This window comes from Leifsonia shinshuensis, assembly GCF_014217625.1.
Classification (GTDB): Bacteria; Actinomycetota; Actinomycetes; order Actinomycetales; family Microbacteriaceae; genus Leifsonia; species Leifsonia shinshuensis_A.
Genome location: NZ_CP043641.1, coordinates 1,451,159 through 1,475,650 on the forward strand (window position 1 = coordinate 1,451,159; position 24,492 = coordinate 1,475,650).

20 protein-coding genes are annotated in these 24,492 nt (G+C 71.8%); 6 read left to right on the forward strand and 14 right to left on the reverse strand.

Annotated features, from left to right (window positions below; all coding sequences use genetic code 11):
* Position 1: 1 nt before the first annotated feature.
* Positions 2 to 688 (reverse strand): response regulator transcription factor, encoded by a 687-nt coding sequence (locus F1C12_RS07040; protein ID WP_185278075.1) that lies wholly within the window; start codon positions 686 to 688, stop codon positions 2 to 4.
* A 110-nt stretch (positions 689 to 798) separates the two neighbouring features.
* On the opposite strand from F1C12_RS07040, the gene F1C12_RS07045 reads away from it, so the two are divergent.
* Together F1C12_RS07045 and F1C12_RS07050 are read left to right on the forward strand one after the other, a co-directional pair.
* Entirely contained in the window at positions 799 to 1,779 is a 981-nt protein-coding gene (locus F1C12_RS07045) for a DUF1996 domain-containing protein (RefSeq protein WP_185278076.1), read from the forward strand.
* A 105-nt stretch (positions 1,780 to 1,884) separates the two neighbouring features.
* Positions 1,885 to 4,533, forward strand: coding sequence for a DUF4062 domain-containing protein (locus F1C12_RS07050; RefSeq protein ID WP_185278077.1), 2,649 nt, complete (start codon positions 1,885 to 1,887; stop codon positions 4,531 to 4,533).
* Between the two features lie 54 nt (positions 4,534 to 4,587).
* Here F1C12_RS07050 and F1C12_RS07055 read toward each other — a convergent pair whose 3' ends face one another.
* The 5 genes from F1C12_RS07055 to F1C12_RS07075 form a co-directional block, all read right to left on the reverse strand.
* Positions 4,588 to 6,459, reverse strand: coding sequence for an alkyl/aryl-sulfatase (locus F1C12_RS07055; RefSeq protein ID WP_185278078.1), 1,872 nt, complete (start codon positions 6,457 to 6,459; stop codon positions 4,588 to 4,590).
* Between the two features lie 77 nt (positions 6,460 to 6,536).
* The gene (locus tag F1C12_RS07060; RefSeq protein WP_185278079.1) at positions 6,537 to 7,151 is read right to left on the reverse strand and encodes a GNAT family N-acetyltransferase; all 615 of its coding nucleotides are present in this window, start codon (positions 7,149 to 7,151) and stop codon (positions 6,537 to 6,539) included.
* Between the two features lie 79 nt (positions 7,152 to 7,230).
* Positions 7,231 to 7,800 carry a YdeI/OmpD-associated family protein gene (locus F1C12_RS07065; protein WP_258046158.1) on the reverse strand — a complete coding sequence of 190 codons (570 nt, stop codon included), beginning with the start codon at positions 7,798 to 7,800 and terminating at the stop codon, positions 7,231 to 7,233.
* Positions 7,797 to 8,936 (reverse strand): hypothetical protein, encoded by a 1,140-nt coding sequence (locus tag F1C12_RS07070; protein ID WP_185278081.1) that lies wholly within the window; start codon positions 8,934 to 8,936, stop codon positions 7,797 to 7,799. Before F1C12_RS07070 ends, F1C12_RS07065 begins: the two co-directional genes overlap by 4 nt.
* A 41-nt stretch (positions 8,937 to 8,977) precedes the next feature.
* Entirely contained in the window at positions 8,978 to 9,178 is a 201-nt protein-coding gene (locus F1C12_RS07075) for a hypothetical protein (protein WP_185278082.1), read from the reverse strand.
* A gap of 186 nt (positions 9,179 to 9,364) precedes the next feature.
* Here F1C12_RS07075 and F1C12_RS07080 point away from each other — a divergent pair, with 186 nt between their 5' ends.
* From F1C12_RS07080 to F1C12_RS07095, 4 genes are all read left to right on the forward strand, one after another.
* A complete protein-coding gene (locus tag F1C12_RS07080) occupies positions 9,365 to 10,519 on the forward strand; it encodes a hypothetical protein (protein WP_185278083.1) in 1,155 nt (384 codons plus the stop codon).
* A 117-nt stretch (positions 10,520 to 10,636) separates the two neighbouring features.
* On the forward strand, positions 10,637 to 11,569 hold the full coding sequence (locus tag F1C12_RS07085; protein WP_185278084.1) for an NAD-dependent epimerase/dehydratase family protein: 933 nt from the start codon (positions 10,637 to 10,639) through the stop codon (positions 11,567 to 11,569).
* On the forward strand, positions 11,566 to 12,543 hold the full coding sequence (locus F1C12_RS07090) for an RNA polymerase sigma-70 factor (protein WP_185278085.1): 978 nt from the start codon (positions 11,566 to 11,568) through the stop codon (positions 12,541 to 12,543). The genes F1C12_RS07085 and F1C12_RS07090 overlap by 4 nt, the downstream gene beginning before the upstream one ends.
* Before the next feature lie 57 nt (positions 12,544 to 12,600).
* A complete protein-coding gene (locus F1C12_RS07095) occupies positions 12,601 to 13,437 on the forward strand; it encodes a hypothetical protein (protein WP_185278086.1) in 837 nt (278 codons plus the stop codon).
* Positions 13,438 to 13,508: 71 nt separating this feature from the next.
* Here F1C12_RS07095 and F1C12_RS07100 read toward each other — a convergent pair whose 3' ends face one another.
* The 8 genes from F1C12_RS07100 to F1C12_RS07135 all read right to left on the reverse strand — a co-directional run bounded on the left by F1C12_RS07100 (position 13,509) and on the right by F1C12_RS07135 (position 24,487).
* Entirely contained in the window at positions 13,509 to 14,423 is a 915-nt protein-coding gene (locus F1C12_RS07100; protein WP_185278087.1) for a PrsW family intramembrane metalloprotease, read from the reverse strand.
* 54 nt (positions 14,424 to 14,477) lie between these two features.
* Positions 14,478 to 16,364 carry an esterase/lipase family protein gene (locus F1C12_RS07105; protein WP_185278088.1) on the reverse strand — a complete coding sequence of 629 codons (1,887 nt, stop codon included), beginning with the start codon at positions 16,362 to 16,364 and terminating at the stop codon, positions 14,478 to 14,480.
* Between the two features lie 112 nt (positions 16,365 to 16,476).
* Positions 16,477 to 17,844 carry an NAD-dependent succinate-semialdehyde dehydrogenase gene (locus F1C12_RS07110; RefSeq protein WP_185278089.1) on the reverse strand — a complete coding sequence of 456 codons (1,368 nt, stop codon included), beginning with the start codon at positions 17,842 to 17,844 and terminating at the stop codon, positions 16,477 to 16,479.
* A 96-nt stretch (positions 17,845 to 17,940) separates the two neighbouring features.
* Positions 17,941 to 19,362 (reverse strand): NAD(P)/FAD-dependent oxidoreductase, encoded by a 1,422-nt coding sequence (locus tag F1C12_RS07115; protein ID WP_185278090.1) that lies wholly within the window; start codon positions 19,360 to 19,362, stop codon positions 17,941 to 17,943.
* Positions 19,363 to 19,397: 35 nt separating this feature from the next.
* Complete coding sequence (locus F1C12_RS07120; protein WP_185278091.1) at positions 19,398 to 21,023, reverse strand: dipeptide ABC transporter ATP-binding protein; 1,626 nt, start codon at positions 21,021 to 21,023, stop codon at positions 19,398 to 19,400.
* A complete protein-coding gene (locus F1C12_RS07125; protein ID WP_185278092.1) occupies positions 21,020 to 21,886 on the reverse strand; it encodes an ABC transporter permease in 867 nt (288 codons plus the stop codon). Before F1C12_RS07125 ends, F1C12_RS07120 begins: the two co-directional genes overlap by 4 nt.
* Positions 21,883 to 22,851, reverse strand: a complete 969-nt coding sequence (locus tag F1C12_RS07130; protein WP_185278093.1) for an ABC transporter permease — start codon at positions 22,849 to 22,851, stop codon at positions 21,883 to 21,885. Before F1C12_RS07130 ends, F1C12_RS07125 begins: the two co-directional genes overlap by 4 nt.
* On the reverse strand, positions 22,838 to 24,487 hold the full coding sequence (locus F1C12_RS07135) for an ABC transporter substrate-binding protein (RefSeq protein WP_185278094.1): 1,650 nt from the start codon (positions 24,485 to 24,487) through the stop codon (positions 22,838 to 22,840). The genes F1C12_RS07130 and F1C12_RS07135 overlap by 14 nt, the downstream gene beginning before the upstream one ends.
* Positions 24,488 to 24,492 lie beyond the last annotated feature (5 nt).

Below are 24,492 nucleotides of genomic sequence, written 5' to 3' on the forward strand. Positions count from 1 at the left end.
CTCAGCTCTCGTCCCCGACGCTGTAGCCGACCCCGCGGACGGTACGGACGATGCCAGCGGCGTCGCCGAGCTTGACGCGCAGCTGCGCGATGTGGACGTCGACCGTGCGGCTGCTGCTGTAGTTCGCGACCCCCCACACCGACGACAGGAGCTGTTCCCGGGTGAACACCCGGCCCGGCTGGCTCATGAGATGGTCGAGCAGGTCGAACTCGGTCGCCGTCAGCTCCACTCTGCCCGCCGCGGTCTCCACCCGCCGCCGCGCGCCGTCGATGTGCACTCCTCCCACCGAACGGGAGGGCGCCGCGGTGGATCCGGCCGCGCGGCGCACCATCCCTTTGACGCGTGCGACGAGTTCGCGCGGTGAGAACGGTTTGGTGAGATAGTCGTCCGCTCCCAGTTCGAGGCCGACCACGCGATCCACCTCGTCGTCGCGCGCGGTGACGAAGATGACGGGCGTCCAGTCGCCCCGCCCTCGGAGGGCGCGGCAGACCTCGATGCCGTCGAGCCCCGGGAGGCCCACGTCGAGCACGATGGCCGCCGGCCGCAGCCGCTCGACCGCGGCGAGGGCGTCCCGGCCATTGGCCTCGACGTGCACCCCGAACCCTGCGCCGGAGAGGTACAGCCTCTCCAGCTCGACGATGGAGGCCTCGTCCTCCACGACGAGCACCAGCCCTCTCTCCTCACTCATCTGACCATCTTCGCTGGTCGGGAGACCACCCACAGCCGTTTCGCCGCACCCTTACCGTTTCCTTACATTCCGTTCTCATCGTTCGAACACGTCCGGCGTTGACTCTCTCCATGCCGACTTCCTCCCGCCTCCGCAGCCCGATCGCCCTGCTGATCGCGTTCGGCGCCGCGCTCGTGCTCGCCGCGGGCGCCGCGGCCGCGACCGCCGCGACCGTCGCGGCGTCGGCGCCGCCTCCGCGCGTCGACACGACCGGCTTCCCTTCCGGCGGCTCCAACCCGGGCATCTTCACCGACACGTGCACGCGGTCGACGACGGCTCCGAACGATCCGATCATGATGCCGGGCATGACCGGGATGTCGATGCAGCACGACTTCTTCGGCAATCCAGCGGTGAACGCGTCGTCCACCGCTGCGATGCTCCGGGCAGGCTCGACGACGTGCTCGACCTCCGCCGACGCCTCGGCGTACTGGACGCCCGTCGTGTACCAGAACGGCTCCGCGCTGGTTCCGCAACGCACCCTGCTCTACTGGCGCACCCCGGCCGGAATCGCGTCGTCGACACGGTCCATGCCGGAGGGCATCAGCCTGATCGCCGGCAACGAGACGGCCACGGCTCCGCAGAGCACCTCGGTCGTCGATTGGACCTGCACGACGACCGCATCGAACCCCCGGCCGGGACGGGCGGCGCTGCCCCACGACTGTCCGTCGGGATCGCAGCTCAGGCTCGTCATCACGTTCCCGAACTGCTGGGACGGCCACACCATGGACGGCCGTGACCGCTCGGGCGCGGTCTACGCGACCAGCTCGGGATGCCCGTCATCGCATCCGGTGCACATCCCGCAGATCGTGCTCCACATCACGTATCCGACGACGAGCGGCGCAGGGATCACGCTCTCGACCGGCCCGCAGACGCAAGGACCGCCGGTCACCGGCCACGCCGATTTCGTCAGCGGCTGGCAGCAGAGCCGGATGGACGCGGATGCGGCCGCCTGCGACACGGCGCAGGTGCGGTGCGGGCCGGTGAAGGGGGCGGACGCGGTACCGCAAGGTGGGAAGGTGCAGAGCGCGAAGGTGCCGGGCGGGAAGGGGTAGCCGGGAAACGTGCAGAGAGGGAGCATGGTCAACCGGCACCAGTGCCGGAATTGGTTGTGTCGCCTCTCTGTACATTTCCATACGAACGCAACACAATGACATAACATGAGCCACCCTCATGTAATCCGGACTCCCGATCAACGATTACGCATCTTCGTCTCCTCGACGCTCCAGGAGCTCGCGGCGGAGCGCCGGGCGGCTCGAACCGCCATCGAGCGGCTGCACCTCGCTCCCGTGATGTTCGAGCTCGGCGCGCGGCCGCATCCGCCGCGTGAGCTCTATCGTGCGTACCTCCAGCAGTCGGACGTCTTCCTCGGGCTCTACTGGGAGCGCTACGGCTGGGTGGCGCCCGACGAGGAGGTCTCCGGACTGGAGGACGAGTACAACCTCTGCCCCGACGATGTGCCGCGGCTGCTCTACGTCAAAGCGTCCGACCACCGGGACGAGCGGCTCAGCACCCTCCTGAACCGCATCCGCGACGACGACCGGGCCGCCTACAAGTACTTCGAGAACTCCAAAGAGCTCGCGCGGCTGGTGGAGGCCGACCTCGCCACCCTCCTCGCCGAACGGTTCGACCAGAGCCGGCCCGCGATCGTGGACGAGCCCAGCACGTCGCGACCCGCCATCGCGCGCTCGGGGCCGGATCCGGCGGTGGCGGATCCCGTCCGCCTGCCCGTGCCGCTGACCGGGCTCGTCGGGCGGGAGCGGGACATCGCGGAGATCCGCGGGATGCTGGCCTCCGGGACCCGCTTCGTGACGCTGGTCGGCCCGGGCGGTATCGGCAAGAGCCGGCTCGCGATCGCGTCGGCGCGCGCATCGGCGCCCGACTTCGAGGACGGCTCCGTGTTCGTCGACCTGTCAGCGGTCCACGACCCCGAGCGCGTGCCCAACCGCATCGCCCAATCGCTCGGCGTCCGCGACACCGGCGATGCGCCGATCATGGAGAACCTGGCGACCGCGCTGCGCGAGCGCAGCATCCTGCTCGTCCTCGACAATTTCGAGCAGGTCGTGGACGCCGCGCCGGCTCTCACCACGCTGCTCGCGGACGCCCCGGAACTCGCGATCCTGGTCACCAGCCGGGTGCTGCTGCGCATCAGCGGCGAGCAGAGCTTCGACGTCGAGCCGCTCGCCGATGAGCAGGCGGTCGACCTCTTCGTCGAGCGCGCGCACGCCGTCAAGCCGGACTTCGAGATCACGCCCGACAACCAGGAGGCCGTCGAGCGGGTCTGCGACGCGCTCGACGGCGTCCCGCTGGCCATCGAGTTGGCGGCGGCGCGCGTGCGGGTGCTCTCCCCCGCCGAACTGCTCGACCGGCTCGATCGGCGGCTGTCCGTCCTGGTCGGCGGGCCTCGCGACCTGCCCGCGCGCCAGCAGACCATCCGGCGGACGATCGAATGGAGCACGCAGCTCCTCGAGAGCGACCAGCGGAGACTGCTCGCCCGGCTGGGGGTGTTCGAAGGCGGATTCACGCTGGAGGCCGCGGAGTTCGTGGGAGCGGCCGGGTCCGCGAGCGAGGAGGGCGAGACCGGGCCGGTCGTCGACGTCGATGTCCTCGAGAACCTCGCAGCGCTCGTCGACAGCAGCCTCGTCGGCCAGCACGACAGCGACGATCGGCCGCGGTTCTCCATGCAGGCCATCGTCCGGGAGTACGCCAGGGAGCAGCTCGCGCAGAGCGGCGAGCAGCCGGCGGTGCGCGACGCCCACGCGCGCTACTTCCTCGCACTCGGCGACGACGCGGAGGACGACCTGCGCGGCCCCGGCCAGCGCAGGTGGATGCAACGGCTCGGCGACGAGCGGGACAACCTGCGCGCGGCCGAGCGGTTCCTGCTCGACGGGCACGACTGGGATCGGGCCGCACGCCTCGCCTTCAGCCTCTACCTGTACTGGTGGGTCACCGGCCTCCTCGGCGAGGTGCGCACCTGGATGGAGGAGGCGCTGGCGTCCGGCGACGAACTGTCCGCGCACACCCGCGCGGTCGCGCTCTACTTCAGCCGGACGATCATGTTCTGGAAGGACCCGGACGGCAGCGTCGCCGCCGACCTCGCCGAGAGCATCGAGCTGTTCCGTCGCACGGGTGACCCGAACGGCGAGGGCATCGCCTCGATCTCGCTCGCCCTCGCCCTGCTCGCCGGCGACACTCCCGACACCGCGCGCGCCCGACGGGTGATGGAGACCGCGCTCGCCCTCTACCGCGAGACCGGGAGCGTGTGGGGAGAGTCGATGGCGCTGGTGCTGCTGGGCCGGGTGGCGTTGCGGGAGGGCGACCTGGCGGAGGCGCAGGACCACTTCACGACGAGCCTCGCGCTGACCAACCGGTCCGGCGACCGCGTGGGCCAGCGGATCGCCTCGTACCACCTCGGCTGGACGGAGCTGATGCTGGGCGACGCGGCGGCGGCGCGGTCGGACTTCGCGCTGAGCGTCACGATCTCCGCTGCGGTCGGGCACCCGGAAGGAATCGCGTACGGACTCGAGGGCATGGTCGCGGTCGCGGCGCTGTCGCACGACGACGAGCGCGCGGGCGAGCTGGCGGGTGCGGCGCAGGCGCTCCGCGAGCGGAGCGGCCTGCACAACGGTCCGACGTTCACCTTCCACCGCCGCTACCTCGACGACCTGCTCTCCGGACCGCACGGCGACGAGGTCGCCGCCGCGATCGCAGCAGGCCGGGAGCTCACCGTCGAGGAGGCCGTGGCTGAGGCGCTGGCGGCAGGTCGCGGCGAGCGGGAAGGCGAGCAGGAAGGCGACGGCGACAGCTGACGCTCGACGTCTGCTCGGGATGGGGAATCCGGGCGATCGTCCGGTGCGGCCGCCCTAGGGCAGCACGATGTCGAAGTCCGGGTCGCCCTGGTCGAGCACCCCGATCAGCGACCGCAGGATCCCGAGGTCCCCGTCCACCGTCATCCCCTCCGACTCCGTGTCGCCGCCGACCAGCCGCAGCAGGCGGGGTTTGGTCAGCGTGAGGTGCAGCGGCGCGTCACCCGAGGGCTCCCGCTCCACGTAGACGAAGACGCCGTTGTGCAGGGTGAGGTGGAAGCTGCGTCCCAGGTCGGTCAGAGTGATGTCGAACTCCAGGTCGAGGTCCCAGGCGCGCGGGCCGTCGACGCGGATGGCGACCGAGTCGAAGAGCTGCTCCGGCGAGAGCTGGATGAGGATGGCCGGCGACGCCGCCGTGGTCGGGGTGCCGAAGTTGCCTTCGCGCAGCTCGGTCGCGCCGGAGAGGAAGAAGTTCCGCCAGGTGCCGTTCTCCGAGCCGTAGGCGAGCTGTTCGAGGGTGTCGGCGTAGAGCGCCTTCGCTGCGTCGTGCGACGGCGAGGCGAACACGGCGTGGTCGAGCAGGGTCGCCGCCCAGCGGAAGTCGCCCGCGTCGTACGCCTGCTGTGCGAGTTCCACGACGCGGTCCACGCCGCCGATGGCCTCCACGTACCGCTCGGCCAGCGCCTGCGGCGGGTGCGGCCAGAGCCGCGCCGGGTTGCCGTCGAACCAGCCCATGTAGCGCTGGTAGATCGCCTTCACGTTGTGCGAGACCGAGCCGTAGTAGCCGTGCGTGCTCCACTCGGCGACCAGCGCGGGCGGCAGCTCGAACTCCTCCGCGATCTCGGCTCCCGTGTAGCCGCGGTTGATGCCGCGCAGCGTCTGGTCGTGCAGGTAGCCGTACAGGTCGCGCTGCACGCCGAGGAAGTGCCGGATGCGGTCGCCGCCCCAGGTCGGCCAGTGGTGCGAGGCGAACAGCACGTCCGAGCGGTCGCCGAAGCGCTCGATCGCCTCGGTGAGGTAGGCGGACCAGATGTGCGGGTCGCGCACGAGCGCGCCGCGCAGGGTGAGGAGGTTGTGCAGGTTGTGCGTCGCGTTCTCGGCCATGCAGAGCGCGCGGTAGCGCGGCAGGTAGAAGTGCATCTCGGACGGCGCCTCAGTGCCAGGCGCCATCTGGAACTCGATCTCGACCCCGTCGATCGTGAGCGTCTGGCCGGTCTCCCGGATGTCGACGGTCGGGACGAGGATGCCGGCGTCGCCCGTCGAGGTGGTCTGACCGAGGCCCGCGCCGACCTGCCCCGACGGACCCTTGTCGAGCGCCGCGCCGTACATGTAGCCCGCACGGCGGCCCATCGCGGTCCCCGCGTACACGTTCTCGGAGATGGCGTGGCCGAGGAAGCCCTCCGGGGCGACGATCTGGACCTTGCGGGCCTCCAGGTCGTCCGCCTCCACCACGCCGAGCACACCGCCGAAGTGGTCGATGTGGCTGTGCGTGAAGATCACCGCGACCACCGGACGGTCGCCGCGGTGGGCGCGATACAGGCCGAGCGCGGCCGCCGCGGTCTCCTTCGAGATGAGCGGGTCGACGAGGATCACGCCGTTGTCCGACTCGATGAACGACATCACGGAGAGGTCGAATCCGCGGGCCTGGTAGACGCCCTCGACCACCTCGAACAGACCGTGCTTGGCGACCAGCTTCGACTGCCGCCACAGGCTCGGGTTGACCGACGCGGGCGCGTCCCCGTCGATGAAGTCGTAGGCCGCCGCGTCCCACACCGTGTTGCCGTCGCCGTCGCGGATCACCGGGTCGTCCAGCGTGCCGAGGAAGCCGCGGTCGGCGCCGGCGAAGTCGTCCGTGTCGGCGAACGGCAGGGCGTCGAGCAGGGCGCGGTTGGCGTCGGCGATGGAGGCGGTGGGGTCGTTCTGCTTCATGCGGGTCTCTCCCTCGGGGCCGTGCGGCACGGATGCGCACCGATACCGCCGAGGGTTCCTCATGATGACCGGGGCGTCTAGACCCGATCCGCGGGATCCCGCCACATCGTCGTCACCGTGGCGCCGTCGAGCACTGCCTGGAAGCGTCCCACCGGGCGGAAACCGGCGCGTGCGTAGCGGTGGTCGTTCGCCGGGTTGGTCGACTCCAGGTAGGCGGGCAGCCCGTTCGCGTCGAAGCGGGCGAGGTCCGCGGCGAGCAGCCGCTGCCCGATCCCGTGCCCGCGATGGTCGGGGTGCGTCGCCAGCAGGCTGAGGTACATGTGCGCGGGCTCCTCGGGGTGCGCGTCCTCGAACAGCTTCCAAAGCCGCTCGTACGCGGCGTAGCGCTCGGGGGTGAGCGAGGCCGCCAGGAGCGCTTCCACACCGCTCTCCTGCTCGGGCGTGAGCTCGTCCACGCCCGGCGGCACCCAGACCGCGGCGGACGCGATCTCCCCGGCCGGCCCGTCCACGACGGACACGGTCCCGTGGCCGACGGCGCCCTCCACATAGAACCGCCAGAACGGGAGCACGTGGCCGGTGCCGCCGTCGGCGGACACGAGCGCGGGACCCCACACCGGGTCGTCGCGGAACGCGAGCGCGATCGTGGTGGTGACCGCCGCGATGTCGTCGGGGCGGGCGGTGCGTGAGGTCATGGTGGCACTGTAGTGGGGGCCGCGCGTGGCGGGGAGGGCGCCGCTCAGGCGACCGTGGTGGAGCGGCGGGAGGCGGCGACTACTGCGGATGCGGCGTCTCACCCGCCTCCAGCATCCCGATGAGCTTCGCGAGGCGGTTGCCGCGGCTCGTCGCGCTGGGCGCCGTGATGATGCGGTGGATGACGGAGTAGCGGTTCGCCGCGTTGAGGGTCGCGAAGGTCGCCGCGGCCGCCGCCGAGACCTCGAGCGCGGCGGCGAGGTCGTCCGGGACGGAAGCCGTCCGGGACGACGCGTACGCGCGTTCCCAGCGGCCGTCGGCCTTGGCGCGCTCGATCTCGGCGTGGCCGCGGGGCCGCATCCTGCCCTCTGCGGTCAGCGCCTCCACCAGCCCGATGTTGCGCTGCGACCACAGCGAGGCGGAACGGCGCGGCGTGAACCGTTCCACGAACGTCGTGGCGTCGCGGCTGCGCTTCTGGCCGTCGATCCAGCCGCTGCACAGCGCCTCGTCCACGGCCTGCGCGTAGCTGAGGGAGGTCGGGTCGGTCGTCCCCTTCTTCGCGAGCACCAGCCAGACGCCGTCCGAGGCGTCCTCGTTCGCGTCGAGCCACGCCCGCCAGGCGGCGGCGTCGGCCACGATCAGCTCCGTCATCGTCTCCTCCATTCCCGGCCGTCGTCGGCCCACCAATCCGACCACTCGTCGGTCGGCCGGACGGCGTCCTCGGTCAGCCAATAGGTCGCGTCCGGGTCCCAGCCCGCGAGCACGGTGGCCCAGTCGTCCGCGACCGGGACGGCGCGGCCGGCCGTGCTCAGATAGCCGAGGACCGTGAGGTGCACGCCGTCGTACTCCTCGGCCACGCGCGGCCAGTCCGGGATCAGCCAGCGTCCGTCGCGCCCGGTGGCGCGCAGCCAGTCGCCGCGGCGGGAGGCCGACGCATCCAGCGGGAACCGCGCGCACAGCTCGGCCCAGCGCTCGGCCCCGTCGATCTCGAAGACGCGCGCGCCGGTGCGCACCGTCGCACGGGTGAGGCGTGCGTACCGCCAGCCCAGCCCGTCCTCCACCAGGTGGAGGCCGACCGCGCCGGCGTCCGCCAGGCCACGGGTCGTCCTCGGCAGCCCGTGCGGCGGAATCGACCACCACGAGCCGCCGCAGCGCTCGGGGGGCATGCCGCGGCCGTCGTCGCCCCGGCGGGCTTCCTCCTCACGGTCGAACGCCTCGCGCCAGCGGGCCAGCAGCTCCGCCGCCGGGGTGTCGCGGCCGGGCGGGTCCTCACGGGCCGGGCGGGCGTCGCGCGGCTGGTCGTCGAACTCCACCGTCCACTGGTCACCGATGTGCAGGTTCGTCGCCCACCACTGCGCGCCGTCCGCGCGCGAGACGGCGTCCGCGCCCGCGCGGAGCAGGTCGGCGAGCTCCGGCTCGGCTGCGAGCTGATCCGCGCCGTCCGGCTCCTGCCAGTACCGTGCGGCGCCGACGCTCCGCCCGAGCGCGCCCAGGAGCCCGCGGGCATCCGGCGCCGGGGCAGGCCGGGCGGCGAACATCCGGGCGATCTCGTCGAGCGCCGGTGCGGCAGGCGGCCCGGGCGGCCTGTCGCTCCCCGCGCCCGTGGGGCCGTCGGCGGCGGAGAATACGACCAGGGTTCCGCCTTCGCGCTCGTGCGCCGCCAGGAAGATGGCGTTCAGAAGCGGATCGGGCCGGCTTGCTGCTCCCGTCGGCCATGGCACCGCGACATTCATGCAGACCCGGCAGCCGCGCGGCCCGGCGAGCAGCGCGGCAGCATCGATCCCCATTCCGCAACCCTAGCGACGGCCCCCGACAGGCGCCCAGCGCATCACACGTGCAGCAGCACCAGGACGTGGTAGACGACGTACGCCGGCCAGACGATCGCCTGCAGCAGCCCGAGCACGACGCCCCAGAACGAGCCGTCGGAGACCGACACGAAGTAGACCGCCGCGCCGATGTAGGCGATGAAGAAGAAGAACCCCCACTGCGCCGACTGCACGACCACGCGGCCGCGCCCGTTCTCGCTCATGGCCGACAGCGTAGCGAGCCGGGGCGTCGGCGGGGAGGCACGTCAGTGGGCAGGCACGTCAGCGGAGGCGTCAGGGTGCAGCGCGATGCGTGCCCTCACGGATGTACCGCTCGCCCGCCCGGCGATACCGTTCCCGCGTCAACGCCGACGAACGCCGACGCTGCCTTTCGACGAAGGGGGCTCATCATGGCCTGGACGACACGGAACATCACTCAGCGCTTCGGCGTACCGGCGGCCGCGGGCAGACCGGCCGCCTATCTGCTGGCGACGGACGGCACCCGGCACGTCGTCTACCGGGAGGCCGGCGGTGGCGGCTTCCCGACCGGCCACCTCATCGAGCTGTACTGCGGCGACGACGACGTCTGGCACCACAAGGACATCACCGCGGAGGCCTCCGCCCCGCTCGCGTCCTCCGACCCGGCCGGGTACGCGTTCGACGCCGAGGGCAGCCAGCACGTGGTCTACCTCAGTGGCGGCGACGGACACATCCACGAGCTCTACCAGTCGGACGGCTGGCACGCGAACGACCTGATGGAGGCCTCCGGGACCGTCGTGCGCGCCGTCGACCCGCCGATGGGCTGGGCCTCGCGCACGCACGCCCTCCAGCAGGTGGTGTTCCGCGGGGACGACCCGCGCGGCGTGCACCTGCTGACCCGCGGCACCGGGGACGACGCGAGCTGGGTGCAGCGGCCGCTCACGCGCCTCGGCGGGCCGACCTCCGCGTCCGCTCCCGCCGGGTTCGCGTTCGACGCGGCGGGCACGCAGCACGTCCACTACGTGGGCGACGACCAGCTCATCCACGAGTACCTGATGGACGCCTCCGGCTGGCACTACGCCGGCGACCTCGGGCTGAACGTCGGCGCCGCGCACGACTCCCTCCCGCAGCCGCTCGGGTACGGCTTCGCCGCGGACGGCTCCCGGCACGTCCCGTGGAACGGCGACGACGTCGACACGCACGAGGCGTCGAACGCGGGCGCCGGCTGGAGCATGCTGAACCTCACCCAGGACCGCGGCGCTCCGCAGCCCCTGCGCGGGACGCCGCCCTCGGGCTACGCGTACGAGGCGAACCCGCAGGCTCCGGTCGCGACCCGGCACGTCGTCTACACCGGCGACCACGGAGTCGTGTACGAGTTCTGGAACGACGGCGGCTGGCACGCGAACCCGCTCACGGGCGGCGAAGGCTCCTTCCCCGCCGCAGAGGGCCCGGTCGGGTACGCCGACCCGGGGCGCGGCACGCAGAACGTGTTCTACCGGTCGACGGGGCTCGACATCGTGGAGCTGCGCTACAAGCCAGGGCGGTTCGGCCCGGTCGACCCGCACCCGATCCACGGCCTCCGCTGAGCCTCCGCCGACCTCCGCTGAGCCTCCGCCGACCTCCGTCGCCTCGCGATGTCACACGCGCGCCCGCTATCCCGTCTGCAGGGGTGTACGCAGACCAGGGAACGGAAGGTGGACGACATGCGTGTTTTCGTGGCAGGTGGGAGCGGTGTGCTCGGCCGGCGGCTGGTGCCGCAACTCGTGGCGCGCGGCCACACGGTGACCGCGTCGACGACGAGCGCGGCGAAGCTCGGGACGATCGAGGCGATGGGCGCGGCCGGCGTCGTCATGGACGGGCTGGACGGCGCCTCCGTCGGCCGGGCGGTGGCGTCCGCCGAGCCGGAGGCCGTCATCCACCAGATGACGGCGATCAACCCGGCGCACGCGGGCAAGCCGGACCTCAAGCACCCCGACCGGTGGTTCGCCGGCACCAACCGGCTGCGCACCGAGGGCACCGACCACCTGCTGGCCGCGGCGCAGGCGCAGGGCGTGACGCGGTTCCTCGCCCAGGGCTACGCCAGCTGGAACGGCCTCCGCGAGGGCGGCTGGGTGAAGACGGAGGCCGACCCGCTCGACCTGCTGCCCGGCACGCCCGCGGAGCCCGGGATGCTGGCCATGAAGCACGTGGAGGAGGCGGTGACCGCGTTCGGCGGCACGGTCCTGCGCTACGGCGCCTTCTACGGCCCCGGCGCGACCGATGACCAGGTGGAGCTCGTGCGCCGGAGGCAGTATCCGCTGGTCGGCCGCGGTCAGGGCTACAGCTCGTGGGTGCACCTGGACGACGCCGCGTCGGCGACCGTCCTCGCGCTGGAGCAGCACGCCACCGGAGTGTTCGACATCGTGGACGACGACCCGGCGCCGGCGAACGAATGGCTGCCGTATCTCGCGCAGGCCGCTGGCGCGAAGCCTCCGCTGCGGATCCCGGTGTGGCTGGCGCGGATCGCCGCGGGCGACCAGGCTGTCATCATGATGACCGAGGGCCGCGGCTTCTCCAACGCGAAGGCCAAGCGCGAGCTGGGCTGGGAGCTGCGCTACCCGTCGTGGCGGCAGGGGTTCGCGGAGGGACTGAAATGACCGGCGACGCGCACAGCGACGAGACCTTCCAGGACCTCCGCCCGCTGCTGTTCTCGATCGCGTACCGCATCCTCGGCAGCGTGACGGAGGCCGAGGACGCCGTGCAGGAGACCTGGCTGCGCTACGAGGCGGCCGGCGTGCGGCCGGTCTCGCTGAAGGCCTACCTGTCCACGGTCGTCACCCGCGTCTCGATCGACGTCCTGTCGTCGGCGCGGGTGCGGCGCGAGGCCTACGTCGGGCCGTGGTTCCCCGAGCCGCTGCTCTCCGACCCGTACCAGGATCCCGAGCGCTCGGCCGAGCTGGCGGACTCGCTGTCGATGGCCGCCCTCCTGCTGCTCGAACGCCTCACCCCGCTGGAGCGCGCGGTGTTCGTGCTGCGCGAGGTGTTCGCGTTCGACTTCCCGGAGATCGCGACGGCGGTCGGCCGGTCGGAGGCCGCGTGCCGCCAGCTCGCCGTGCGCGCCCGCCGGCACATGGACGCGGGCCGGCCGCGCTTCGACGCCGACCGGGCCGAGCGCGAGGACCTCGCCGCCCGGTTCTTCGACGCGTTCCGCGCGGGCGACGTGGAGGCGCTGCGCGCCCTGCTCCTCTCCGACGTGGACATGGTCGGCGACGGCGGAGGCAAGGCGCCGCAGTGGGCGCGGCGCATCGTCGGCGCCGACAACGTGGCGCAGGTGCTGATCGCGATGGCGGGACCGTTCGCGACGATCGGCGGGACCGTCGAGCCGCACGAGGTGAACGGCCAGCCCGGCGCGGTGTTCCGCGACCGCGACGGCCGCGTGATCAACACGATGGCGCTGGAGATCGTCGGCGGCGGCGTCCAGACCATCCGCACGGTCATCAACCCCGACAAGCTGGCGCACGTCGGCCCGGTCGCCGACGCCTGGTCGGTGCTGCGGGAGGCCAACCAGGCGCGCCTCGCGGCGGGCGGCGACCCGCTGCCTCCGCTGGCCAAGCGCGTCACGCGCGACTGAGCGCTCCCGACACCCGGCACCTTTTCCGCGCGCCGCCCGCACCGATACTCTCGGCTCATGGCCTCCGTCCCGCTCACCGACGCGCAAGTGCGCGAGCTGCGCGAGAAGTACGCCGCCGGCGCGCGCCAGGTGCAGCTCGCGGCCGAGTACGGGGTGCGCCAGAACACCGTGTCGAGCCTGGTGACCGGGAGGTCGCGGCAGGAGGCCGGCGGCCCGATCATGCCGGGCAAAGCCCGCAAGGTGACGAGCGCTGAGGTCGTCGCGATCCGCGAGGCCATCGCCGCGGGCGCCCCGCGCGCGGAGGTCTCCGAACGCTACGGCATCTCGCACCAGATGGTCTCCAACATCGCCTCCGGCCGCGCGTTCGCCGACGTCGGCGGTCCGCTCACGAGCAGCGCCGCCACGCGCGCCCGGCCGCTGACCGTCGAGCAGGTGGCGCGCATCCGCGAGCGCGTGGCCGCCGGCGAGGACCGCCAGACGATCGCGGACGACTTCGGCGTCTCGCACTGGACGATCGCGTCCGTCGTCCGCGGCGCGACGACCGGGGTGGAGGACGCGACCGGCGAGGACGACGAGGTCGTCCAGATGCGCCGCCTGCACAGCGCAGGGGTGTCCCAGACCGAGATCGCCCGCCGCTTCGGCACCAGCCAGCAGTGGGTCAGCCTGATCGTCCGCGGAAGCTCGCACGCGGCGCACGGCGGCCCGATCGCCGAGGCGCACCGCCGCCGGCTCGGCGACGACGAGGTGCGCGGCATCCGCGAGGCGTACGCCGCGGGCACGCCGCTCGCCGACCTGTCGGAGCGCTACGACGTCGCGCCCGCGATCCTGCGGCTCGTGGTCACCGGGCGGACGTACGCGGACCGGCCGGGGCCGATCGCCGACCAGCACGTCTGAGCCGCGCGCGATTCGTGCCGAATGTCGCGAATCGCGGCCCCTTTCGCGCGATTCGTGCCGAATCCGGGGCGCTACTCCGGTGCGGCCGCGGCGCGGTGGTAGTGCCGCAGCACCAGCCACAGCGTGACGATGCCCGCCGCCGACACGATCACGAGGGCGATCACGTAGATCGCCGTCGCGAGCGCCTCCACCTGGTTCGCCGTGCTCTGCCGCAGCGCCCCGTTCTGGAGTTCCTGCACCGCCTCGCCGTTGAACACGACCGCGAAGAACGTGGCCACGTCCGCCGCCGAGTCCCAGGCCGCGTGCAGAAGGGACACGCACGCGTATGTCAGCAGGATCCACCACGACCAGCGGAACCGCCTCCCGCCTGCGGCCGCGCCGAAGATCACCGCGCCGAGGATGGCCGTCCACATCACGTGCCCCACCGGCGCGAGGATCGCACGCACCAGCTCGGTCTCCAGCAACGAGACGAGGTCGATGCCGCGGGAGGTGATGGCGGCGTTGAACGCGTAGCCCGCCGACTCGAACGCCGCGAAGCCCGCTCCGATCGTCGCCCCGAGCAGCGCGCCCTGCTTCGCGGTCTTGGGCACCGTCCGCCAGCCGAAGATCACCAGGAGGATGACCTTCACGAACTCCTCGATCAGCCCGATCAGCCCGTAGACCCAGAAGCTCTGATGGAGGGGCGCCTCCAGCAGCGAGGCTCCGAGCACACCGAAGATGCCGCCGACGAAGAACGCGAGGATCAGCTGCAGCGTGCTGATCGATCCGGTCACCCGCTCGATCGCGAACAGCACCACGCAGAACGGCACCAGGAAGCTCCCGAGCAGGATGAGCGTCGGGACGAGGTTGCTGTTGCCGGTGAAGGCGGTGACGACGATCGTGACGATCCACAGCGCGAACCCCGCGAGGAGGGTCTTCCACCACCAGCCGTGGTGATGGTGCGGATGGTCGCGACTCTCGACGTTCAGCGCTTCGGCGGCGGTCATGCGGCCGACGGTAGCAGTGCCGGAGGGCGCGGCCCAGCCCTGGCGGCGTCCCGCCTACGCGTCCCGGTTCACGATCGTGAACGCCAGCTGCGCGGCCGGGCCGAAGATCGGGAGGGCGCGGGCGGCCGGCGGGAGGTCGAGGACGGCGCGGATGACGTTGCGGTCGTGCGGATCGGGGGTGAGCGTGAGCTCGTCGGCCATCTGGCCGAGCTGGTTGATCGCGCCGGGCACCGCGCTGTTCCAGCCCGTCCAGGCGCCGAAGCGGCCGTCCGCAGCGCGGCCGATGTCGACGATCAGGACGTCCTGCCAGTCGCCGACCTGCTCTAGGTTGCTGGAGAAGTCGAAGACGCCGTTGCGCGTGATGACCTGGTAGACGCGGAGGGTGAGGGCGTAGCGGGAGAGGTCCTGGCTGAGCTGCGCGTACGAGGCCACCGCCGCAGCCGCCACCGCGGGGAGCGTCGGATCGAGCGGATTGTCCAGCGCGACGTTTTCCGGTTCGCTCGACGGCGCCTGCTGTCCCTGCTCCTCCGCGCCCCCGTCGAACGAGTCCAGGAACCGGTGCCACCAGCTCCGGTGCGGCGGCTCGGCGGGCGCGGCGGCGACCTCCACCTCGGAGGCCCCCGCAGCCGCCACTCCCGGTGTCGGGTCGTCCCCCACCCCCGGCGTCACGTGCGTCGGCGGGAGGTCGCCCGGCGGCTCCTTCGAGAACAGGAACGTGCCCACCAGCGGGATCGGCGCGTCCACCGAGTCCTCGCCCGCGGCGCCGGGAGCGTGCTGCGCGATCTCCGCGTTGAGCTGCACCGGGTTGTAGTGCACCGCCTTCTGCTCGGTGATCAGCACCGACAGGCCGCGGATGGCGAGCTGGAGGTCGGCCTGCCAGGCGACATCCGGCTGCGCCGCGATGACCGAGGCCGGCGGGAGCTTGCTCAGCTCCACCTGCACCGACCAGTGGCCGAACAGGAAGCGCGCGAGGTTCTGGTAGCCCTCCTCGGAGTTCACCTCGCCGTACGGGCCGGAGTGCGACTTGTAGACGAACGCCCGGTGGGCGCCCTTCACGTAGGCGTTCTCGATCAGCACCAGCCCGTCGCTGCGCGGCCCGACGCCGAGCTTCGCCAAGTTGTAGTCGTTCTGGTCGGTGCCGATGATGCAGAACACGTCGTCGACGTCGAACACCGACGGCGGGATGACGCGCGGGTCCCAGGCCACCCCGATCGGCTTGTCGCCGAACTTCTTGCCCGGCGTGAGGTAGCCGTACATCTTGGGCGGCGAGAAGATGTCCGACCCGGCCGGGCCGAAGGTCTCCATCAGCCAGTTGAGGAGGCCGCCGGTGAAGACGATCCCACCGTGCGGCGTCGCGTAGGTGCAGAACTTGGCGACCAGCTCCTTCGCCGGGATGCGGCCGTCCTCCTCGCACACCTTCTGCATCATGCAGCGCGCGACCAGCCCGCCCATCGAGTGGGCGACCAGGAACACCTTCGGGGCGCCGGTCTTCTCGCGCACCATCAGCACGAGGTCGTACAGCTCGCGCGCCGCCTGCTCGATGTCGAAGCCCTGCGCCTGCGTGTGCTCGCGGACCAGGTCCTCCGTCCAGGTGATCGCGCGGTCGAACAGATTCCCGGAGCGTGGCGTCGGCGCCGCGTAGGTCGTGGCTGCCTCGTCGTAGAAGCGGTGGATCCAGATGGACTTCTGCGGCAGCGATCCGTCCGCGGCCGTCGCCAGCAGCTCCTTCTGGCTGCCGCGCACGAGCACCTGGTAGGCGCGCTCCCCCAGCAGCCGCAGCAGCGGACCCTCGAACTGGTAGAACATCGGGTCGCCGTCCCCGTTGACACGGGTGTGGGTGGCGCCCTCGTTGAAGCCGTAGAAGGGATCGTTGACCGTGGAGTCGATCTGACTGGTCGGGCCGGCATACCCGCGGCAGTAGACGATCGGCAGCTCTTGCACGGGGACAGGGTCCCGCTGATCGTGAGGAAGTGTCAAGACCGGGTGGTCTACCGCCGCGCGAACGCAGACGGCCGGCCGCCCGAGGGCGACCGGCCGCGTGGCACGGGAGGCGTCAGCCGCCGATGCGGATGAGCTTCTTGTTCACGAACTCGTCGGCGCCGAAGCGGCCGAGCTCACGGCCCGAGCCGGAGCGCTTCACGCCACCGAAGGGCAGCTCGGCGCCGTCGGCGAGCACGACGTTGACGAAGACCATGCCGGCCTCGATCTGGTCGGCGACCCGGAGGGCCTGCTCCTCGTCGGTCGTGTAGAGGTACGAGCCGAGGCCGAACGGGGTGTCGTTCGCGATGCGCACCGCATCCGCCTCATCCTTCGCCCGGAACACCTGCGCGACCGGTCCGAAGAACTCCTCCTGGGAGGCCGGGTTCTCGGGGGTCACGTCGGTGAGCACGGTCGTCTCGAAGAAGGCGCCGTTGCGGCCGCCGCCGCGCACCAGCGTCGCGCCGTTCGCGACCGCGCGCTGCACCTGCTCGTCCAGGCCCTCGGCCGCCTTCAACGACGAGAGCGGGCCGAGCGCCGAGGACTCGCTGGTCGGGTCGGTGGCCTCCACCTCGGCGAGCTTGGCGGTGAACTTCGCGAGGAACGAGTCGTACAGCTCGTCCGCGACCACGAAGCGCTTCGCCGCGTTGCAGGACTGACCGCTGTTGTCGAGGCGGGCGTCGACCGCGTTCTGCACGGTGGCGTCCAGGTCGTCGGTCGACAGCAGGATGAACGGGTCGGACCCGCCCAGCTCCAGCACGACCTTCTTGAGGTTGCGGCCGGCGATCTCGGCGACCGCGGCGCCCGCGCGCTCCGAGCCGGTCAGCGAGACGCCCTGGACGCGCGGGTCGGCAATGACCTTCTCGATCTGGTCGTGCGAGGCGTAGATGTTGACGTACGCGCCCTCCGGGAACCCGGCGTCCAGGAACATCCGCTCGATCGCGGCGGCCGACTCCGGGCACTGCTCGGCGTGCTTGAGCAGGATGGTGTTGCCGATGATCAGGTTCGGGCCGGCGAAGCGGGCCACCTGGTAGTACGGGAAGTTCCACGGCATGACGCCGAGCAGCACGCCGAGCGCCGAGCGGCGGACGACCGCGGAGCCGGAGCCGTCGAGCAGCTGGATCGGCTCGTCCTTCAGGAACTCCGACGCGTGGTCGGCGTAGTACTCGTAGATCGCCCCGGCGAAGTCCACCTCGCCGAGCGCCTGCTCGATCGGCTTGCCCATCTCGCGCACGATGATGTCGGCCAGCTCCTGGCGGCGCTCCACGTGCAGCTCCCCGACGCGGCGCACCAGGGCCGCGCGCTCCGCCACCGTGGTCGTCTTCGACCAGGTGCGGTACGCGTTGTCGGCCGACGCGATCGCGGCCTCCAGGCCGGCGTCGGTGATCGTGTCGAAGGTCTTGACCGTCTCGCCCGTGGCGGGATTGGTCACGGCGTAGCTCATGTTGCTCCTTATTCCTACAGTGACGGGGTCGTGGCCCTGGGTGATCGGGGCAGAGAAGCCCTCGGTAAGACACTACGGGTCCGGTGTCGGCTCGCGCTACGAGTCGAAGCCGAGCCCCACCGCGTCCAGGGTCTTCTGGAGGACGTTGCGGCGTCCTTCGTTGTGGTCGGCGCGGTTCAGCGCCCACCGGCTCAGGTTGATGCCGGTGCTCGCCAGGGGCTCCGGCGGGAACGGGGTCGGCTTGCTGCGCACCATCCGCAGCTCGGTCAGCTCGGTCGGCGTGCCGCCCAGGAGGTCGAGCAGCACGCGCGCGGCGAACCGGGTGCTCCCGACGCCCAGCCCGGTGAACCCGCTCGCGTACGCGACACGTCCCTTGCGGGCGGTGCCGTAGAACGCGCAGAACCGGCTGCAGGTGTCGATCGCGCCGGCCCAGCGGTGCGTCGCCCGGATCCCCTCCAGCTGCGGGAACGTCGTCAGCAGATGGCCGGCCAGCCGCTCGAACGTCGCGCGGCGGTCCTCGTAGGCGGAATCGACGCGGCGGCCGTAGTGGTACACCGCGTCGTAGCCGCCGAACAGCAGCCGGTTGTCCTGGGAGAGCCGGTAGTAGTGGAACTGGTTGGCCATGTCGCTGAGGCCCTGCCGGTTGCTCCAGCCGATGTCGGCGAGCTGCGCGTCGCTCAGGGGCTCGGTCATCAGCACGTAGTCGTAGACCGGGACGGTCATCAGCGCGTTGCGCTTGAGCAGCGACGGGAACACGTTGGTGGCGAGCACGACCCGGTCGGCGGTCACGACCGTGCCGTTGACCGGGAGGCGCACCGGGCCGGACCCGTCGGTCTGCACGCCGCCGACCGGTGAGCCCTCGTAGAGCTCGACGCCGAGCGCGTCGCAGGCGTCGGCGAGGCCGCGGGCCAGCTTGGCGGGATGCACGAGCGCGGCGTCGCGGCGGTTCCAGACCCCGGCGAGGTAGGTCGGCGAGTCCACCTCCTCGCGGACGGCCTCAACGTCCAGGTACTCCCCGTCGCCGTCGGCCGCGGCCTCCTCCGCCCAGGCGACCTGGTGCGGCTCGACCGCGACGTTCAGCAGGCCGGTGCGCTCGAAGTCGGCGTCGACGCGCAGCTCGGCGAGCGTGGTCTCGATGGCGTCGAGGTTCTCCCTGCCGAGCTGCTGGAGGCGGTCGAACTCCTTCGGGAACCGGCTGCGGCCGTTGGGCTCGCCGTGCGTCAGGCTGGCCTCGCAGAAGCCCCCGTTGCGCCCGGAGGCCGCCCAGCCGATCCGCTCGGCCTCCAGCAGCACCACCCGGCGGCCGGGATGCTCCTGCTTGGCGAGCAGGGCGGCCCAGAGGCCGAGGTAGCCGCCGCCCACGACCACGAGGTCGGCGCGGAACGGCTCCTCGACGGCGGGGCGCCGGGCGGCCGGCGCGTCGGCGATCCAGAAGGAGCCGTGCTCGCTGCCCTCCAGGAGGTGCGCGATCGCGGCGGCGGAGGGGGCGTGCCGTTCGAAGACGGTCGTGTGGGGCATGGAGCTCCTGTCGAAGGGATGGAGGGAACGGCCGCTCACGCGACCGGGTCGGGCTCGGCCCGCGGGACCGAGTCGAGCAGCAGCCGGGTGTACTCGTGCTGCGGGTCGGAGAGCAGGTCGACGGTGCGGCCGCTCTCGACGATCTCGCCGGAGCGCATCACCACCGTCCGCTCGCAGACCGTGCGCACGACGCCCAGGTTGTGGCTGATGAAGAGGACGGTCAGCCCGCGCTCGCGCCGGATGTCGGCGACCAGGTCGAGCACCTGCGCCTGCACCGAGACGTCGAGCGCGCTGGTGGCCTCGTCCATGACGAGCAACGCCGGCTCGATCGCGAGCGCCCGGGCGATCGCGACCCGCTGCCGCTGCCCGCCGGACAGCGTGCGCGGCAGCGCCTGCGCGTGCGCCTCCACGAGCCCGACCTGCCCGAGCAGTCCGAGCACCTGCGAGCGCGCGCCGGCTGTGCTGAGGCCGGGATGGTGGAGGCGCAGCGCGTCCTCCACGGCACGGCCGGCCGTCATGCGCGGGTCGAGCGAGAGGTACGGGTCCTGGAACACCATCTGCACACGGCGCGCGTGCCGGAGCCGGTCGGTGCGCGTGCGCGGCCGTCCGGCCTGGGCGACGCCGTCGATCTGGACCGTCCCGGAGTCCGGCTGCTCCAGGCCCACGATCATGCGGGCCAGCGTCGACTTGCCCGACCCGGACTCCCCCACGACGCCGAGCGCCTCGCCGGCCGCGATGGCGATGGAGGCTCCGGCGACGGCACGCACCGGCCCTCGGCCGCGCACCTGGTAGGTCTTCGCGAGGTCGTGCACCTCCAGCACGGGAGGCCGCCCATCGGCTTCTCGCTCGCGCGGCTCGTCCCCGGTCACCTCGATGGTGGGCGTCGCCGCGACCAGCCGCTGCGTGTACGGGTTCTCCGGCTGGCGCAGCACCCGACCCGCCGAGCCCTGCTCGACGACCTTCCCCTCACGCATCACGTAGACGCGGTCGCAGAAGGCCGCGGCGAGCGTCAGGTCGTGGGTGATGAACAGCATCCCCATCGCCCGCCGGTCCCGCTGCTCGGCGAGCACGTCGAGGATCTGCGCCTGCGTCGTCACGTCGAGCGCCGTGGTCGGCTCGTCGCAGACCAGCAGCTTCGGCGAGCCGGCGAGGGCGCCGGCGATCATCACGCGCTGCAGCATCCCGCCGGAGAACTCGTGCGGGTACTGCCGCAGGTGCTGCTCGGGGTGCGGCAGGTGCACGGCCTCCAGCAGCTCGACCGCGCGGGCGCGGGCCTCGGCGGCCGGGCGCCCCTCGCCGAGGCGCAGCGCCTCGGTGAGGTGGTCGCCGAGGGTGCGCATCGGGTTGATCCCGGCGCGCGGGTCCTGGAAGACCATCGCGGCGGTGCTGAGGCGCAGCCTCCGCAGCTCCGCGCGGCTCGCGGTCAGCACGTCAACGCCGTCGAGCCGCACGGCGCCGGTCGTCTCCGCGCGCTCGGGCAGCAGGCCGAGCACGGTGCGGGAGGTGAGGGACTTGCCGGAGCCCGACTCCCCCACCAGCCCGACGGTCTCGCCGTCGGCCACCGCGAGGTCGATGCCGTCGAGCAGCCGCCGGCCCTTCGCGCCCTTCGCCGTCGGCGGGAGGTCGAGAGTCAGTCCCGAGATCTCGAGCAGGGTCGTCATGCGAGGTTCCTTCCACCGATCCGGTCCGAGAGCTCCTCGCCGATCACGTTCACAGCGACGACGACGATCACCACGGCGACGGCGGGCACGATCGCGGGCAGGAAGTACCCGCCGGCGACGCCCGCCTGGGCCTCGTTGATCATCGCGCCCCAGTCGGCCGTCGGCGCCTGGACGCCGAGGCCGAGGAACGACAGGCCCGCGAGCTCGGCGAGCACGTAGCCGAAGTTCAGGGTGGACTGCGCACCGACGGTCGGCGCGACGTTGGGCAGCACCCTCCGCACGGCGATCCAGGACCCGGCGAATCCCTGCACCCGATATGCCGAGACGTAGGGCCGGGACCGCTCGGTCGCGACGAGCTGGCGGGTCAGCCGGGCCACGAACGGCGAGTACGCGATGCTCATCGCGATCACCGGGGCCACCAGGCCCTTGCCGAACAGGGCGACCGCCATGATCGCGATGAGCAGCGACGGGAACGCGAACAGCACGTCGAAGACGCGGGCGAGCGTGGCGTCGAGCCAGCCTCCCCGCCAGCCGGCGACGAGCCCGAGCACGATGCCGAGCAGCGTGGACGCGATGACGACCAGGAGCGGCCCGAGCAGCGCCGTGCGGGCGCCGAAGATCATCCGGCTGAGGGTGTCGCGGCCGAGCGCGTCGGCGCCGAGCCAGTGCGCGGGGCTCGGGTTCGCGTACACCGCGGAGAAGTCCACATGGTCGGGGTCGTACGGCGCGATGAACGGGGCGAAGATCGCCGCGAGCGCGATCACCGCGAGCACGATGAGCGCGACGGTGAAGCCGAGCCGGGCGGGCCTCCGAACGGTCGAGCGCATCACCTTCAGCGCGAGGGTCGGGGTCGGTGCGCTCATCGTCCGGCCTCCCCCGCCGCCGCGCGCGGGTCGATGACCGGCTCCAGCAGGTCCACGATCGCGTTGACCACGATGAACGCGGTGACCACCAGCAGCACGATCGCCTGCACCACGGGGAAGTCCAGCCGGTCGACCGACTGCACGAGCAGCGAGCCCATCCCGGAGATGCCGAACGCCGACTCCACGATGGAGGTCGCGACCAGCAGCCCGGCGACCAGCATGCCGCTGACCGTCAGGATCGGGCCGATCGCGTTGCGGAAGACATGGCGGCGGACGACCGTGGCGCGCTTCAGGCCGCGACTGGTCGCGACCTCCACGTGCTCGCGGCCGAGCTGCTCGACCATCGACATGCGCGTCACCTTTCCGATCAGGACCACGAAGACGATCGCCAGCGCGATCGACGGGAGCACCAGGTGGTAGGCCATGTCGAGGAACCCGGTCCCCGAGCCGAACGCCGGGAACCAGCCGAGCTGCACGGCGAAGACCGCGATCAGCACGATGGAGCCGACGAACGACGGGATGGCCCCGAGCACGGTCAGCAGGGTCAGGGTCGCCCGGTCGGCGAGCCGGCCGCGGTTGAGCGCGGCGACCGTGCCGGCGACGAGGCCGACGACGGTGATCATCAGGCCCGCCATCACGACGAGCCCGAGGGTCACCGGCAGCCGGTCGCCGATCACGGTGGCGACGGACTGGCGGTACTGCAGCGAGCGGCCGAAGTCGCCGTGCAGCATCCCGCCGACCCAGTTCAGGTACTGCTGCCAGGGCGGCAGGTTCAGGCCGAACTCTGCGGTGACCTGGGCCACCGCCTCCGGGGACGGCTTGCGCCCCCGGAGGAGGAAGCTCACCGGGTTGCCGGGAACGAGGAAGCGGGAGAAGAAGACCAGGAGCGAGGCGAGGAACAGCGTCAGCAGGAGCGAGCCGAGCTTGCCCGCGACCCGCCGCGCTGCCGCCTTACCGCGCGCCAATCGTGGCCGCCCACGGGTAGTAGAGGAACGCCACCGACGGCGCCACTCCGGTGATCTTCTTACCGACGAACACCGTCATCGGACCCTGGAAGAGTGGCAGCCACGGGAGCTGCTGGTTCGCGATCTTCTGGAGCTCGGCCGACTTCTCGGCGCGCGCCTTCGGGTCGGCGATGGCCACCGCCTGGTCGACCAGCGCGTCGAAGCTCGGGTCGGACCAGTTGCCGTAGTTGCTGAACTGGCCGGTGCGCAGCACCCCGTACATCTCCAGCGGGTCGGGCGTGGAGAGGTACCAGGAGGTGTAGAACAGGTCGACGCCCTGGCGCGCGGTCGGGTCGGAGAACAGCGTGGTGTACGAGTCCGGCGTCATCGTCTGGATCTTCGCCTTGAGCCCGATCGACTCGGCGGCCGCGGCGGTGGCCTGCGCGACGACGCTGAAGTCGGCCCCCATCGGTGCGGTGCGGATGGTGATCGTCTTGCCGGTCGCTCCGGCCTTCTCGACCAGCTTCTTCGCCGCGGCGACGTCGTACTTGTAGGACTCGAGGCCGGAGAACGCCGCCTTCTTGGTCGCATCCGACGCCTCGCCCCACACCGACTCGGTGGTGAGCGCGTTGGTGACCGAGCCGTAGCCCTTGACCGCGGCGTCCACGATGCCCTGGCGGTCCATCGCCATCAGCAGCGCCTTGCGGACGTTCACGTCACCGAGCGCGCCCTTCAGGTTGCCGACGATCAGGCTGCCCACCGCGGTGTTGAGTCCGAAGTAGAGCTTCCCGGCGCTGGAGGTGTTCAGCTTCTGGATGGCCTCGGTCGGCACCATCCAGCCGCCGTCCACCTGGCCGGAGGTCAGCGCGTTCACGCGGGCGTTCGGGTCGGTCATGAACAGGATCGTGACCTTGCCGGCCTTGGCCTTCAGCTTCGGGTCCCAGTACTTGTCGTAGCGGGTCAGTGTCACCGACTCGCCCGACTTCCACGAGGTGAGCTCGAACGGGCCTGTGCAGTTGACCAGTCCGGTCGAGTTGCCGTAGTTCTTGCCCTTCGCCGCGAGCGTCGCGGCGGACTCCACGACGCCGGCGGCGCCGCTGATCCCGAGGTTGAACTGCGAGTCCGGCTTGGTCAAGGTGACCGTGACCTCCATCGGCCCGGTCTGGTCGATGGACGCGACGTTCTGGTAGACGGAGAACCACGACGACCCCACCGCGGGGTCGAGGTGACGGCGCATCGACGCGACGGCGTCGGCGGCGGTCATCGGGGTGCCGTCGTGGAAGGTGACGCCCGGTCGCATCTCGTAGACCCACGTCGTGGGCGTCGGGTTGCTGTACGACTCGGCGAGCCCGGGCGAGATCGTGTAGTCCGGGTTCAGGCGCAGCATCGACTCGCAGACGTTGGAGAGCACCTGGTTGTCGGAGTAGTCGAACGCGTACGCGTAGTCGAGCGAGTACGGCTCGGAGTACGAGACCCAGGTGAACGAGTCGATGTCGCCGGAGGGCGCCGGGGTCTGGGCGGTGAGCTGGTAGGCCGGGTGGGCGCCGGACGACGAGGCGCCGGAGCCGGCGGGCGAGCACGCGGCGAGCGCGAGCCCGGAGGCGAGGACGACCGCCGTCGTGAGGACGAGCCGGCGTCGGGTGCGGTGTCGAGGCATTGCGT